Source organism: Rhodococcus sp. NPDC054953 (assembly GCF_053609225.1).
In genome coordinates this window covers 44385-60951 of sequence record NZ_JBSGXD010000019.1, presented here as the reverse complement: position 1 = coordinate 60951, position 16567 = coordinate 44385, and the positions used below count along the sequence as shown (strand labels likewise).

5 protein-coding genes are annotated in these 16567 nt (G+C 68.7%); 3 read left to right on the top strand and 2 right to left on the bottom strand.

Translation table 11 applies throughout. The features are described from left to right. Positions 1-6: 6 nt before the first annotated feature. Entirely contained in the window at positions 7-4947 is a 4941-nt protein-coding gene (locus ACWF62_RS14305) for a DEAD/DEAH box helicase (protein WP_452630416.1), read from the bottom strand. Continuing rightward, entirely contained in the window at positions 4944-8351 is a 3408-nt protein-coding gene (locus ACWF62_RS14300; protein WP_452630414.1) for a hypothetical protein, read from the bottom strand. The genes ACWF62_RS14305 and ACWF62_RS14300 overlap by 4 nt, the downstream gene beginning before the upstream one ends. A 232-nt stretch (positions 8352-8583) precedes the next feature. Here ACWF62_RS14300 and ACWF62_RS14295 point away from each other — a divergent pair, with 232 nt between their 5' ends. From ACWF62_RS14295 to ACWF62_RS14285, 3 genes are all read left to right on the top strand, one after another. Continuing rightward, positions 8584-11418, top strand: coding sequence for a helicase-related protein (locus tag ACWF62_RS14295; protein ID WP_452630451.1), 2835 nt, complete (start codon positions 8584-8586; stop codon positions 11416-11418). A 74-nt stretch (positions 11419-11492) separates the two neighbouring features. Further along, complete coding sequence (locus ACWF62_RS14290; RefSeq protein WP_452630412.1) at positions 11493-11750, top strand: type II toxin-antitoxin system Phd/YefM family antitoxin; 258 nt, start codon at positions 11493-11495, stop codon at positions 11748-11750. A 135-nt stretch (positions 11751-11885) separates the two neighbouring features. Beyond that, on the top strand, positions 11886-16502 hold the full coding sequence (locus ACWF62_RS14285) for a DNA methyltransferase (RefSeq protein ID WP_452630410.1): 4617 nt from the start codon (positions 11886-11888) through the stop codon (positions 16500-16502). Positions 16503-16567: the final 65 nt, after the last annotated feature.

Below are 16567 nucleotides of genomic sequence, written 5' to 3'. Positions count from 1 at the left end.
ACAGATTCATGCGGTCGGCAGCAGCGGCACCAGCCGGTCGGCGTCGGTCTCGTCGACGTTGAGCACCGTGTACCCCTCGTCGATGAGCTCGTAGTCCCGCTCCGCGTCGTCCCCATCGACCAGGACGACCCGCACCTCGGGCCACACCGCCTCGACGGGCCAGCAGTTTTTGCCGAGGTCGGCGCCGAGGTCGGGTTTGGCGACACCGCGCAACGCTAGTTCCAGCAGCAGTTCGATGACGGACTGCGGGGTGTACGCCAGCTCGACGCCCCACGGGCCGTTCACGGCCTCGGGGGTCGCCTCGACCTTGAGCTCACCGAAGATCGACAGCGCCCCCTCGCGGGACAGCTGCTCGTGAAACCGTTCGTTGCGGAACGAGCGCAGGCATCCGTAGCAGGAGGTTTCGATGCCGCAGTCGCATCGGGTCACCCGGTCGACGGCGAACTGGATGACCTTGTCCAGGTTCTCGGCGATCTTCTTCGCCGCACCCGCTCCGGCCGGGACGGTGTCGAACAGGACGAGGCTGCGGTGTCCGTCGGCGGTCCACGACAGGGTGCCGTCGATGTCGTCGCGGCTGATCTCGAGCGCCTCGGAGGCGCCTTCGAGCAGCGCATACAGCACGGACATCCACTTCGCCGCGGAGTCGTTGTCGTAGGCGATGGTGCCGAACGAGAACTCGGCGATGTCGGTCTCGTAGCGATGCCCGAGGGACACGATCCGCGCGGAACCCTCGCACGGCCTGTCCGTCACCGGATGCTTGTGCGCTCCCCTGGTGGTCTTGCCGTTCTTCCCGGCGACCGCGGTGGCCCACCCGCAGCGCCCGCACAGCAGGAAGCCCGGTCCGCCGCCGTCGGAGATCACCATCATCCGGGCCCGGGTACCGGCGCGGGCCCGCACCTCCACACCACCGGTGGACACCCACGGGAACGGGTCGCTGATCTCGCCGAGGCTCTCGACGAAACTGCTTCCACCCCATCGTCGTTCCGGCGGCTCGGGTTTGACGTCCTCGACCTTGCGGTCGGCGACGAACCCGAACTCCGGCACCACGAACGTGCGGATCTTGTCGAACTGTTGCTGACAGCTGGGGCACACCTCGTCGACGTCGAGTTCGCGCCCACACTGGAACTGCGCGCAGGCCCGACAGGACCGGTACTTGAGTTCGACGAGTTCGCGCTTCGGCAGCTTGTGCAGGCCCCGCGACGTCCACAGCTTCCCACCGGCGACGACCTGGTTGCCCGGCGCATAGTCGTAGATGGCCTGACCGAGGTCGCGGGAGAGTTCCAGCTGCCGACCGACATCACCCTCGCAGTGCAGGGTCCGCAGTTCGACGGTGTCGACGGGGAACCCGTACTTGGGCAGGATGTTCTTGTTGGCGAGGTAGCCGAACAGCTGCCTGGCTTCGATGGTCTTGAGGGTCTTCTGCAGCCGGCCGCCCCATGCCAGCTTGTCCTCGGCCTTGGCCTCCTCGATCAGTTCCCGGTAGGTGTCGAGGTCGTTGCGGATCTCCTGTTCGGCGACCGCCAACAGCTCGCACAGCCGGTCCACCCAGGAGCCGTCGTCGACGCCGATCGCGGCGAGCAGCGCCGGCGGGAGCACCTCGCGCAGCGCGGCGGCCACCCGGTCCGGAACGGGATCGAGGAAGGCCCGGACCTGCGCGGCCGGCGAGTCCTGACCGTCCGCGGTCGGTGAGAAGAAGTCTCCAGCGTGCTTCCAGGCGAGCCCGTCACCCACGTAGCGGTCCCGGAAGTACGCGGCGAGCGCGATGGAATGCGCGTGCCTGCGGGCGATCCGCTCGTTCTCGATGGGAATCCACGGGATGCGCATCTCCCCGGCGATCATCGACACCGGATTCTGATACTTGGACAGGTCGTGCGAGCTGCGTTTCGCGTAGGTGAGCACGAGTGCCGCGGAGGCGGCGCGACGACCGGCGCGGCCGGCGCGCTGCACGTAGTTCGCGGTCTTCGGCGGCATGTTGCGCAGCACCACCGACTGCAGGTCGCCGACGTCGACACCGAGCTCGAAGGTGGTCGAACAGGACAGCACGTTCACCTTCCCGTCGATGAAGTCCTTCTGGATGGACGCGGCCTTCTTCGACGTCCACTGCGCGGTGTGTTCCTTCGCCGACAGCGGTGCGGGCCGCATGGTGCGGTAGAAGGCCCGGTAGTGGTGACCGTCCTCGTCGACGGCGGGGATCTCGAACGGTGCCACCGTTCCGGTACAGGCGCCCTGCGGGCACACCCCGCGCAGGTTGGTGGACGTCAGCCGCCGGCACACGGTGCACCGGTACCAGGCGCAGTCCACGCCGGAGACGATGCGCAGCTTCTCGTGGTCGACCTGGTAGGTGTCGCCGGCGAACTTGTCCGCCGCGAGCCGGAGGTACCCGTGCTCCACCAGGAACGTCCAGCACGCCTGCAGCAGGCGTTCGGCGGCCAGGTCCGATCCCAACGCCGCCAACACCTTGCGGACCAGCAGAATTCGGTTGTTGGTGGTGCCGGGTCGGCCGCCGGGCAGCCAGCTCATGATGTTCTTCGCCGGGTCCGAACCGGTGGACCGGATCCGGATGGTGGCGTTGCGGGGCGCGAAGATCTCGTCCTTGATGTTGACGTCGTCGAGCAGGGTGATCGCGCCCTGCAGCCGGACGATCTTGAGCAGTTCCTCGAACAGCCCCCAGGTCTCGTCGTCGGTGAGGCCGATCGCGCCGAATCCGGAGGGCAGTTCGGCGCGGCGCGGCCGATACAGGCGCACGCCCATCAACCCGAGCCCTTCGAGGGACTGTCGCTGGTCCATCGCGGTCAACTCGGCCATCACCCACGGGTTGACCGCGCGCACGATCTCCCCCTTGGTGGCCCCCTCGGGGAAGTGGTACGCCTCCCTGGCCTTCCTCGCGGCGTAGCCGGCGAGGTCGTCGGCGGACAGTTCGTCGTCCCGGTACCTCGGGTCGGCGAGCACGAGCGCGAGGTACCGGCGTTCGAGCATCCGCCCGTACGTCTTGTCCAGGTACGGCGCCGCGAACGCCGCGGCCTGCCGGGAGTCGGAGAACATCAACAGCTTCCGGCCCTCGCCGATCTCCTCGACGGTCTCGTCGTCGGCGGGTGGCAGGTGCTGGTAGAGCGCGGTGGTGATGACGGCGGGTGCCGCGTTGGTGTCGGTGCGCAGCCGGCGGATCACCTGCCGGGCCCGGGCGCCGCACTCGGTGCACGTGCTCATCACGCTGGTGCGCGCGGCGTGCTGACGCACCCGCAGCACCGGGCCGCCGGGGCAGCCGGGTTCGGCGCAGCTCTCGCGGCCGAGGGCGCCGCAGCCGGCGCACAGATGCCGGATCGTCGTCTCCTGCGCGGTGTCCTTCTCCTGGGTGAGGGTCGCCTCGTCCTCGTCGATCACGTCGTCACCGGCGGTGTCGGTGACCACCAGCCAGCGTGCCTTCTCCTCGGACTTGACCGGCCGGAAGTACTCCCGCCCCTTGAGGGTTTCGGGGTTCCCGGCGAGGTGGACGGCGCCGCACCGCTGGCAGGTGCCGAACTCGAACACCGCCCGCCCGGTGTCGGGGTCCACCTCGTGGCGGCCGAGCAGCACCTTCGGCCCGGCGTCGGTGTACGCGACGTAGGCACCCTCGGTGGCCCGCACGAACATGTGATAGCGCGCGGAGAGGACCGGGTTGCCCGCGCTGTCGTGCACCTTCGAGCCGAGCGCGACGAGCGCTTCGAGCTTGCCGGCGGCGGCGGGGTCGTCGGGCCACAGCCGCGCTTCCAGGGAACGCACGTCGACGGGCCCGCGGGACAGGACGGACTGCAGCTCGACGATGTGCCGTTCGGCGTGCAGCCCGTCGGCGGGGTCACCGTTCGTTCCGTGTTCGGCGAGCACGCCGAGGTCGGCGGCGGGGTCCGCGAGGGCCAGCAGCCGATCGTCACCGAGGACCCAGGTGGGTTCGGTGCGGCGGGTCTGCCTGGTCGCGGTCACCAGGTCCTGCCGCGCGCCGTCGTCGTCGACGTACTCGAACGGCACGTCGAACAGGTTGTGCGCGAACGTGGTTGCCTCCCCGCCCTGGGACTGCGGGGTGCGGCCGGTGAGCGAGGCGGAGGTGGCGATGCACTGCAGCGGCCGGCTGCCACCGACCCGCTGCCGCAGGCGGCGCAGCAGCAGCGCCACCTCGGCGCCCTGCGCGCCGTCGTAGACGTGCGCCTCGTCGAGTGCGATGAACCGCCAGGTTCCGGTGTGCTCGCCGTCGAACAGGTCGAGGTCGGCGGGGCGCAGCAGCAGGTATTCGAGCATCGCGTAGTTGGTGAGCAGGATGTGCGGCGGATTCGCGCGCATCTCCTCGCGGCTGAGCAGTTCGTTCGGCAGCCGCTGCTGTCCCGGGTGGGCGGCCCGGAACGCGGATTCCGCGTCGCGGGTGAGCTCCTCGGTTTCCCCGGTGTAGCGGCCGAAGGTGAGGTCCGGCATGCCCTTCAACAGGCCGCGCAGGCGTTTGAGCTGATCGTTGGCGAGGGCGTTCATCGGGTACAGCAGCAGCGCCCGCACGCCGGGGCCGAGGGTGCCGTTGGCGCGTTCGTCGATGAGCGCGTTGAGGATCGGCAGCATGAAGCTCTCGGTCTTGCCGGAGCCGGTACCGGTGCTGACCACCAGGTTCCGGCCGGAGACGACCTTGCGGATCGCGGTCTCCTGGTGCCGGTACAGCGGCCGGTTCATCGGCAGGGTGTCGCTGTGCAGGAGCCGGAAGTCGGGGTGCAGGGTGCCGTCGTCGATCAGGTCGGACAGCGACGCGCCGGGCGCGTAGGGCGGAGTGAGTTCGAGCAGCGGCCCCTTGGTGAGCAGGGTCGACTCGTCGACCGCCCGGTCGAACGCCTCGGTCAGCTCCGGGTCACGCGGCGCCAGCAGCGTTTTCAGGTAGCGGCGATAGCTCGCGTCGATGCCGGCCGCGGCGGCGAGGGGGTCGAGGCGCTCGGTCATGCGGTCTCTCCGATCAGGTCTCCGTGCGTGAGGTGCGCGGCGAGCGCCTCCGCGATCAGCAGGTCACCGGCGACCATCGCCGGGAAGTATTCGGCCATCGTCGCCCAGGCGGCGCGCATGTCGGCGGTCATCGGCGCGTACCGGAATTCGCCGCGGGCCTCGAGGCGGGCGACGGCCGCGAGCGTCAGCGACTGCACGGACAGCAGCATCCACGGGTGCTGCTCGACGTCCACCCCGCTCAGCACCTCGCTGCGGGCGGCGACCAGGTCGTACAGCGCCGGGGACACCTTCTTCACCTCCCGCAGCGCCCTGTTGACGTGGCCGGGAAGGGTGCGGCACACCGGTTCGTCCATCCAGTCGGCGCGGCGGTGGAAGGCGTCGGCGGTGGCGGTGGTGCGGGTGTCGATGTCGAGCAGGGCGCCGGGGACGAGCCGGACCTGTTCGAACAGTTCCTCAAGCCGTTCAGGCGCCATGACGTGCAGGTTGAGAACGGTCGGATCGAACACGCCCGTGCGCGGGTCGCCCATCTTGCCGCCGCGCAGCAGGTCGATCAGGACCCCGCCGCCCTGGGTTTCCAGGTAGGCGAGGGTTTCGGCCCGCTCCCCGGCCACCGCGCGGCCGCGGTCCCGCAGCGACGGCAGGTCGGAGATCTCGATCATGCAGCCCACCCAGGCGTTCTGGTGCAGGTCGTTGAGGGTGTCGTTGGCCGAGTACGGGCGGTCGACGAGCTGGGTGCGGATTAGGAGCGACATCATCTCGTCCTGCGGAATGGTGCTGGCGCCCAGCGCGTCCAACGCGGCACGCGGGTGGCGGCCGAGGATCCGGATCAGGCCGCCGCGGAGGCGCTCGGAGTCGGCGTCGGCGCGGTCCCAGGGCAGCAGGGCCAGCGCGGACCAGGAACCTGCGGCCGCGTCCGGCACCATCGGCGGCTGCCCGACACCGGACAGGAACCGTGCCAGGTCGTCGAGGGCCGGTTTGTCGTCGCGGACCCAGCCGGGCTGGGCCACCCGAAGGGCGTCCCGGTCGGGCCGGGCCGGTCGGGTGACGATGGCGAACGGGTCGTCCGCGAACACCTGGGCGATGAGGTCACCGGCGCCGCGCAGCTCGTCGGGTAGCGGCGCGCGGCCTCCGGTGATGGCGAGGCGGACGAGCGGGCGCCACGGCGCGGTCGCCGCCCACACCCACACGGCCGGGTCCTCGATGTCGGCGAGCCGCTCGAACACCAGGTCCGTGCCGTCCACGGACACGGCTTCGCACAGCCGGGCCGGCCGCACGTCCGCGATCGTGATCCGGTGTCCGACACCGGAGTCGTCGTCGACGACGGCGACGAGCTGGCACACGCCGACCCGGCCGGCGGTGTCCGCGAACCGTCTCGTGGACAGCTGGAAGACGTTCTCCGACGGCCGGTCCGGGTGCTCCAGCTGGAGCTGGCGGTCCTGTTCGTCGACGAGCAGGAACCGGGCGGAGGCACATCCGGGGGCCCGAACCCCGATGACCGCGTGCTCGCCGAGGTCGGCGGGGCTCACCGAGAGCGGTGCGGTGCGCCACTGCGCGGGGGTGCCGACGGCATCGACGCGCAGTTCGAGGTGTGGCGGCCGCAGCACCAGCTTGTTGGCTCGGCCCTCGACGGCGACCCGGATCTCGTTCTCCCGGTCCGCGATCCCGAACGGTACGGACGTCCGGTCGACGGTGAGCGCGTACTCGGAGGTGACGGCGCTGGTGCTGGCGGCGAGGCCGCCGGGCACGGGCTGTCGGAATGCGCACCCGTGGTCGACGGCGAGGCCTTCGGCGAGGAACAGGGTGTGCCGCTGGCCGACGCCGCCGACACCGGTGATCTCGATCTCGTACAGGCCGAGTAGCACGTCCTCGACCCCGTCGAACGGGTCGAGGCTCGTCTCGACGGTGTCGGATTCCCACTCGCAGTCGACGAGCCACTTTCGGTCCCCGGATCGGCGGGCCCGCACCGTCCACGCCACCGGCTCGCCGCCGAGGTGCGGCGGCAGGTCCACGCTGGGCAGCTCGCCGTACACCCGCAACCCGTTCGGGGTGTAGAGGCCCGGGATCGGTTCGGCGGGCACGAAGGTGGGCGAGCCGAGCGCACGGACGCCCCGCACCGGCCCGTCCTCCCGACCCGCACGGCGCAACAGGATCGAGTCGTGGCCCTTGAGGTCGATGGTCCCGACGCGCCAGCCCGTCCATCCGGAGGGCACCCGCGGGTCGTCGGACGCCCGCACCGGGGTGTTTGTCGCGGCGTCGATCACCGCGGCGTCCTTCGGGTGCATCGCGAGCACCAGCCCGCGCGGCAGGACGCTGGACCGGCGAATCAGCTTGCCGTCGAGGGTGAACAGCAGCAGCGGGTCGGCGCTGTCGAACACCGACACGGTGTGGTTGGCGCGGGACGCCTCGTGGACGACGGACAGCTCCCGGGCCGGTGCGGTGACCGCGACCGGCGTCGGCGGGTGCTCACCGTCGTCGACGCCCCAGCCCGCCTCCGCGTACACCTCGCGGGTGTTGCCCGCGACGGTCACCTTCCACGGCGCGTCGGCCGCGTTCTCCGGGTACGGCACCGCGACGACCAGCTCGTCGTCCGGCACGGAGTAGCCGATCTCCGGGTTGCGGCGGCGGCGAATGCCCCGGGCGGTGGACGGCCCGGTGTCGGTGGACAGGAACGGCCGCTGGTGCAGTTGCTCGATGAGCCCGTTGAGCAGCACGGTCGGCAGCCCGGTGGTGGAAGTGTCGAGTTCGAGGTTGTTCCAGACCTCGGGCTCGTCGAGGGTGAACGCGAGGAACTCGATGATCCGGTCGAGGATGTCGACGGCGATGTCGCCGCCGTACCGGAGGAAGTTGCGGACCGGCATGTCGAGGGTGTTCATCCGGTTGTGCACGCCGGGGGCGGTGAGCCATTCGAGCAGGGCGGCACCGTTGGGGTCGCGGCCCTGCCGGACGTGGCCCTCGATGACGGCGACGAGGTCGGCGAGGCAGTGCACGGGGATCCCGGCGTGCATGGCCATCGCCATGACGTAGTTGGGGCCGCGGAACTCGGGGAACTCGCGCAGGCCCACCTTGCGGAGCAGGTCGCCGAGGTTGCGCCGCAGGGTGTTCTCGAAGTCCGGGTCACGCTCGAGGGAGAGTTCGTCCCAGAAGCTGTCCCAGTAGCGGCCCTGCTGGTAGGCGAGGCCGGCGTGACCGACAAGGGTGGCGAGGGTCAGCGCCGGGTATCGCGTGATCAGCATCGAGTAGGCGCCGACCCGGCCGTCGTGGCCGGCGATCTGGCCGAACAGTTCCTGCGCGCGGTGCAGCTCGTCCTCGTCGAGGTTGAGCTCGAAGAACAGCCCGACCTTCTCGAGACCCTGCCTGATCCGGAACTCCTCGTCCCCGGCCCGGTCCTTCAGAAACGAACCCACGGCGATCCTTCCCCTGGTCAACGCGATGTACTGTGCCACAGCCCACAGACACACTTCGGACCAACCGGACGCGCCGTCAGTCGTTCGACCGACACGACGGCAGCGGCGGCGCCCACCACGCGCACCCCGCCCGGAGGGCACGCTAACGTCATCGCACATCTGTCACGACACGGAGGGCCGCACCATTTCCGCACCGACCACCACGCTGAACGTCGCCCCCGGCTCGATCGTGGTGGTCCGCGACGAGGAGTGGCTGGTCACCTCCGCCGAGCAGGGCTCGGACGGCTGGCTGGTGAAGGCGCGCGGGCTGACTGAGTTGGTGAAGGACACCACGGCGACGTTCTATTCGAGTCTCGACGAGATCGCGGTGCAGGACCCGCGGAACGCGGAGGTGGTCGCCGACGGCTCGTCGGGCTACCGCGACTCCCGGCTGTGGCTCGAGGCGCTGCTGCGCAAGACCCCGTTCCCGTACGGCGACCAGACGTTGACGGTGTCGACGCAGATGTTGGCGGATTCGCTGGGCTACCAGCGGGCGGCGGTCGCGAAGGCCCTGGACCCGCAGCACATCCGGCCGCGGATCCTGATCGCGGACGCGGTGGGCCTGGGCAAGACCCTCGAAATCGGCATGATCCTCTCGGAGCTGGTGCGGCGCGGGCGCGGTGAGCGGATCCTGATCGTCACCCCGAAGCACGTGCTCGAGCAGATGCAGCACGAGCTGTGGTGCCGGTTCGCGTTGCCGTTCGTCCGGCTGGATTCGGCGGGCATCCAGAAGGTGCGCCAGAAGCTGCCGGCCACCCGGAACCCGTTCACCTACTTCAAGCGGGCGATCATCTCGATCGACACCCTCAAGAGCCCCCGATACAAGGCGCACCTGCAGCGGCAGCACTGGGACGCGGTGGTGATCGACGAGTCGCACAACCTCACCAATGTCGGCACCCAGAACAACGAGCTGGCCCGCGTCCTCGCCCCGAACACCGAGGCGCTGATCCTCGCGTCGGCGACCCCGCACAACGGCAAGGAGGAGTCGTTCGCGGAGCTGCTGCGGCTCCTCGACCCGACGGCCGTCGCCGCCGACGGCACCTTCACCAAGGACGACGTCGCCTCGCTGCTGATCCGCAGGCATCGGCACCACCCGGAGGTGGCCGCGGAGGTGGGCAGCGACTGGGCCGAACGCGCCGAACCGGTCCACAAGTTGGTCAAGCCGTCCCCCGCGGAAGACGCCGTCGCGCAGGAACTCTCGCAGACCTGGCTGCACCCCGACACCGGCCGCTCCCCCTACTCCGGCCAGACGACCGCGCTGTTCCCGTGGACCCTCGCCAAGGCGTTCCTGTCCTCCCCCGCCGCGCTTGCGGAATCCCTCAAGCAGCGGCGCGGCAAGCTCGACCCGACGGTCCCCGAGCAGGCCGCCGAGCTGGCCGCGCTGACCACCCTCGACGAGCTGAACACGCACGCCCTGAACGACTCGGCGGGCAAGCAGGCCGCGTTGGTGCAGCGCCTCAAGGAGATCGGAGTCGGCGCGAAATCCTCCACCCGCGCGGTGGTGTTCGCCGAACGGGTCGCCACCCTGCGCTGGCTCACCGAGCACCTGCCGAAGCAGTTGGGCCTCAAGGCCGAGAACGTCGCGATGCTGCACGGCGGGCTCTCCGACGTCGAGCAGCAGGAGATCGTGGACAGCTTCAAGCTGGAGACCTCCCCGATCCGGGTGCTCGTCACCGGCGACGTCGCCTCGGAGGGCGTGAACCTGCACGCGCAGTGCCACCACCTGATCCACTTCGACATCCCGTGGTCGCTGATCCGGATCGAGCAGCGCAACGGCCGCATCGACCGGTACGGGCAGCAGCACCCGCCGGTGATCTCGTCGCTGATCCTCGAACCGTCGGACCCGGACTTCTCCGGCGACCTGCGGGTGCTCTCCCGGCTGCTGGAGCGGGAGAACCAGGCGCACGGCACCCTCGGCGACGTCGCCTCCCTGATGGGCAGGCACTCGGTGACGGACGAGGAGAACGCGATCCGCGACGTCCTGGTCGGCAAGGCCACCCTCGACGAGCAGATCCGCGACGTCGACGACGTGGCCGCCGGGGACGACCTGGACGCGTTCTTCGCCCAGTTCGACCTCGACGAGACCTCCGACGACGCAGCGGAGAACACGCTGCCGCAGGCGCCGCGGCAGAGCCTCTACCCCGACGACCTCACCTTCCTCGACGAGGCGCTCAAGGCCGCGTTCCACGATGTGCCGCACGCGAAGCTGGACGCCGGCGGTGTCGGCTGGACGGTGCACACCAACCACGCGGTCGCGGAGCTGACGCCGCCGCGGGACCTGCGCCAGCGACTCGGGCAGCTGCCGCAGAACTACCTGCAGCACGGCAAGGTCCTCGAACGCCTCACCCTCGCCACCTCCCCGGAGGTCGGCACCGCGCAGCTCGCCGCCGCCAAGGAGGGCAAGGGCGTCGCGGGCACGACGTGGCCGGAGGCCCACTACCTGGGGCCGCTGCACCCGGTGCTGGACTGGGCCAGCGACCGCGCGTTGAGCGCGTTGGGTCGGGGCCAGATCTTCGTGATCCGCGGCGATGTGGACGCCCCGACGGTGCTGCTGATGGGGACGCTGATGAACCGGCGCGGGCAGCTGATCTCGCGGGTGTTCTCCACCGCCGAATTCCCCAATCCGAACAACCCCTCGTTCTGCGTGGTGGAGACGCTCGCGGACCTGGGCTTCCTCACCACCGACACCGGGCTGCGGCCGGGCTCGGCGAACCCCGGCCCGGTCGCCGACGCCGACCGGTATCGCGCGCTGGTCCCGATCGCGGTGGACGAGGCGACGGCGGCGATGCACCTCGTCCTCGGCGAGCAGGAGCGCACCGCCACCGAGCGGCTCGCCAGCTGGCGACGCCGCGCGGACCGCTGGCACGCGGGCGCCGAGCAGTTGGAGCTGGTTGCCGGGCAGCGCAAGAAGGTGGACACCCTGTCCCGCCGGATCGCGGAGGAGCAGCGCCTCGCCGAATCCCTCGCCCCCACCCAGCAGTTGGTGCGTCCGCTGCTGGTGATCGTCCCCACCGATCATGCCGGCTGAATTCGTGGCGAGCGCTCGACGCTCACCTCACCCGCGATATTGTGTACACATCGTTACGCAACGGGAGGTTGGCGATGAGCGTGACCGTAGGGGTCCGGGAGTTCCGGCAAGACCTCGCCGACTACATCGATCAGACCGAGCCGGTGACGGTGACTCGGCACGGACGCACGGTGGGCGTGTTCATCCCCGTTCACCAGGACCGCAGAGCCGAGCTCACCGCTTACATCGAGGCGGCGAAGAAGGCCGGCGCGTTGCTGGCCGAGTTGGGGGCCACCGAGGATGAGGTCGTCGCCGAGTTCGAGGCACTGCGGAAGGTGGAGCGGAGTACGTGACATGGACAACCGCCCATGTTGAGATCTATCTGCGCGGTGACTGAACACCGCCACGGCACACTTGCGCCCGGACGGGCTGACTAAGCACCAATCTGGGGTCCGAACCCCGCGAGCCGACAGGAGAGCCAAGCAGTCGTGGCGTCTTTCGATTCCATCGTCATCGGCGAGGACTGGATCAGCGAGCACTACTTCACCATCGACTCGGCGAAGGAGTCGTTCCACGGCAAGGTGCTCGAACTCCGCAAGCTGTGGGATGCGGAGAAGAAGGACGGCCGGGCGACGGTCCGCGACCACCTGCTCGCCGCCGCCGGGGAACTGCAGACCGCGCTCGCCGGGCTGGCGGAGAACCCGGATGCCGCCGCGGACGCGCACGCCCTGACCCGGACCACGTTCGGCTACCCGACCGCGCTGTCGACGTTCACCGCCGAGCGCGCCGGCTCCGAGCTGGAGATCCCCGACGCCCAACTCGACGGGGACGCGAGTGTGCTGTTCCTGCAGTCGGTTCCGGTCGCGTCGGTCGAGGACCTGCTCGACCCGGAGACGGGGCTGCTGATCACCCCGGCCGTCGAGGACGGCAAGCCCATCGAGTCGGCGTCGAAGGCGGTGTCGGCAGCGTTCCGCTCGGATGCGCCGCCGGCGTTCGTTGTGGTGCAGGCCGGGCAGTGGCTGCTGCTCACCGAGGCCGAACGGTGGGCGGAGGGCCGCTACCTGGCCGTCGACCTGCTGGTGGTCGCCGAGCGCCGACACGAGGCGAAGGGCGGCGAGATCGACCGCGTCGCCGCCATGTTCGGCAGGCAGGCGTTGCTCCCGGACGCGGACGGCAACATCTGGTGGACGGGGGTCCTGGAGGACTCGGTCAAGCACACCGTCGGTGTGTCGAAGGACCTGCGCGAGGGCATCCGACTGTCCATCGAGATCATCGCCAACGAGGTCGTCAAGCGCCGCAGCGCGACGGGCCTGCCCCTGGACGGGATCGATGGCCAGGACCTGGCGAAGCATTCGCTGCGGTTCCTGTACCGGATCCTGTTCCTGCTGTACGCGGAGGCGTCCCCGGAGATGCGGGTGCTGCCGACCGGCGCCGCCGAGTACGAGGAGGGCTACGGCCTGGACCGGCTGCGGGAGCTGACGCTCACCGAGCTGGTGTCCGAGCAGGCCCGCACCGGCACCCACCTGTACGAGTCCCTCGCGACGCTGTTCCGGCTCGTCGACAGGGGCCACACCCCCGCCGTCCGGGAGGGCGTCGCCGACGATCCGGCGCCGGGCCTGGAGTTCCAGCCGCTGCGCGCGGACCTGTTCTCCCCCGCGTCGACGGCGCTGATCGACGAGGTGGGCCTGGGCAACGAGGCGACGCAGCGGGTGCTCGAACACCTGCTGCTGTCGAAGGAATCCAAGGGCCGCCGCGGCGGGGACCGCGGTTTCATCTCCTATGCGGAGCTGGGCATCAACCAGCTGGGCGCGGTGTACGAGGGCCTGATGTCCTACACCGGTTTCTTTGCCGAGGAGGACCTGTACGAGGTAGCGAAGAACGGTGATCCGGAGAAGGGGTCGTGGGTGGTCCCGGTGGACCGCTCCGACCATCTCGACGAGAAGGACTTCGTCCGGACGGTCGACGAGGCGACCGGCGAGGAGAAGCCGGTGCTGCACCGCAAGGGCACCTTCGTGTTCCGTCTCGCCGGCCGCGAACGCCAGCAGTCGGCCTCCTACTACACCCCGGAGGTGCTGACGAAGTTCGTGGTGTCGCAGGCCCTCGAGGAGCTGCTGGATCAGAACGACGAACGGACGACGCCGGAGCAGATCCTGCAGCTGAGCATCTGCGAGCCCGCGTTGGGGTCGGGCGCGTTCGCGATCGAGGCGGTCCGGCAGCTCGCCGCCGAGTACCTCAAGCGCAAGCAGGAGGATCTGGGCGAGCTGATCGACGCCGACCGGTACCCGGTGGAGCTGCAGAAGGTGAAGGCGCACATCGCGCTGCACCAGGTGTACGGGGTGGACCTCAACGCCACCGCCGTCGAGCTGGCGGAGATCTCGCTGTGGCTCGACACTATGGTCGCCGGGCTGCAGGCCCCGTGGTTCGGCCTGCACCTGCGCCGCGGCAACTCACTCATCGGTGCGCGCCGGTCGGTGTACGCGCCGAGCCTGCTGGCCAAGAAGCAGTGGCTCAAGACCCCGGCGAAGGACGTGCCTCTCGGCGAGGAGATCGGCAGCGGCATCCACCACTTCCTCCTGCCGTCCGAGGGCTGGGGCGCGGTGATCGACACCGCTGAGGCCAAGACGTACGCGCCGGAGAAGCGCGAGGAGTTGCGGCTGTGGCGCAACGAGATCCGCAAGTCGCCGAGCAAGACCATCGTAAAGAGACTCGCCGCGCTGGCGCAGCGGGTGGAGACGCTGTGGGAGTTCACGCTCCGCCGGTTGACGATCGCGGAGTCGGAGATCCGCCGCGGCATTCACCTGTGGGGATCGGACCCGGTTGACCACACCCCGGCGGTGACACGGGAGGAAATCGAGACCGTCCTGAGCGACCCGAATGGCGCCTACCAGCGCCTGCGTCGGGTCATGGACGCGTGGTGCGCGAACTGGTCATGGCCGCTGACGACGGACATCGAGCCGCCGGACTGGGATCAGTGGGTCTGCGGACTCGAAGCTGTACTAGGTGTTCCGGTGAAGGAGACCGCCGCAGAGCGCCGAGGCCAGATGAGCATCGGCCGAGACACCAGCTGGCAGGAGCTCGGTTTCGCCGAGGAGAACGACCTGCTGCTGTCGCGCGCGATGGCGGTCGGGCATGCGTATCACCAGTTCCCGTGGCTGAATGTTTCACAGGAAATCGCCGACCGGCAGGGGTTTTTCCACTGGGAGCTGGACTTCGCGCCGGTCTTCGCGCGCGGCGGGTTCGATCTGCAGGTCGGTAACCCGCCGTGGGTACGACCGGATTGGGACGAGGCAGCGGTTCTCGCCGAGTTCGATCCGTGGTGGCAGTTGGCAGACAAGCCGGCCGAGCCAGCAAAGCAACAGAAGCGCGATCACGCGTTCGCCGCGCCAGAAATACTCCCAGCATTCCTAGACGAACGTGCGGAACAGGCTGGATCGAATGAACATTTCAGCTCGAGCGTCGACCGCCCCATCCTGAGCGGACTGCAACCTGACCTCTACCGCTGCTTCATGGACAGAACCTGGCGCGCGATGGCCCCCTATGGGGCAATCGGGTTGATCCATCCCGAGAGTCACTTCACGGAACTACGTGCCCAGGTGTTTCGGCACGAGACCTACCGTCGGCTTCGACGTCATGCACAGTTCCGGAACGAGCTTCGCCTTTTCGAGATCGGCAACCGGCGCACGTTCGGCACGCACATATATGGCCGACGTTCTGACGTGAACTTCATTCACTTTGGCTCGGTATGCCATCCCGACACCGTGGCCCGCTCTCTGCTGCACGATGGATCCGGCGCGGCCCCCGGAGTTAAGGACGACGACGGAAACTGGGACCAGCGACCACACCTTGAAAGAGTCATCTCTGTCGACGATGGCACGCTGAGGGCGTGGGCTACGCTGATCGACGAACCTGGAACGCCCGCGTCTCAGGCACGCATGCTGTATCCCGTCAACCGGGCAAGTTCTGAGGTTCTTGCCAAGATCGCGTCAGCGCCACGCCTCGGCAACGCAATTGAATGGACCGCTGGCTGGCACGAGTCAGCAGACCGAAAGCTGAGCTTCTTCGAGTCGAGATCTGCAATACCCTCCTTGTGGCGCGACGCAATCTTCCAAGGTCCGCACATCACAGTGGCCACACCGCTATATCAGCAGCCGTTCCCCAACTATCGGAGCTTCAAGGACTACTCGCCGATCGAGCTCAACTCGATCGATGAAGACTTCGTCCCTCGCACCAACTACCAAGTCGCCAAGCCCTACGACGAGTACATCGCTGCATACCCGAAGTGGTACGGCAAACCCAGTTCGTCGTTCTTCCGCCTCGCCTGGCGTGAGATGTGTGACTCCGCGACGGTGCGTACGCTCCACTCTGCGCTCCTGCCACCAGGACCCATGCACGTGGGTGGAATCCTCTCGCTTACCACGGATGATCTGACTGATCTGGCTGTCATGAGCGCCTTTACCAGCTCCCTGACCGCTGACTTTCTCATCAAGGTGATGGGCGTGGGTCACATAAAGACTTCAGCCCTCGGCAAGGTGCCTCACATCCGAAATCATCGCCTTGAATCCCAGCTCATCCTCCGAACCCTTCGTCTGAACTGCCTCGTCCACCCGTTTGCTCCACTCTGGGAGGAGCTGTATGACGAAGCCTGGCAAGATGATTCGTGGGTTCCAAATCTTGGAGTCGAGCACGCAGACCGCAGCGGACTCGGCGATATCGGCCCGAAGTGGGAGTGGGCAACCCCCCTGCGCCGTGCCGCCGACCGCCGCCAGGCCCTCGTCGAGATCGATGCGATTGTCGCAATCATGCTCGGAATCACGGCGGAGGAGCTACTGACGATCTACCGCACCCAGTTCCCGGTCCTGCAGAAGTACGAGCGCGAGGCCTTGTACGACGCCACCGGCCGCCAGCTCCCAACGAAGCTCGCGTCCGAGTACCGCAAGAAGGGCTCCCTCAAGCCGGCCGACCTCACCGTCGAAGGCATCACTTACCAGGAGCCCTTCACCGGCGTCGACCGCGCACGCGATATGAAACGTGCACATCAATATTTCAAGCAACTTGCAGCGAGCACCAGGCCACAAGCAGAGGATTCAGAAGCAGGACGCCAATGAAATTCACAAGTTCTGAGCGCGAACTCGGACTTGAGCCACACGATCGGCAGCCGATAATCGGAACT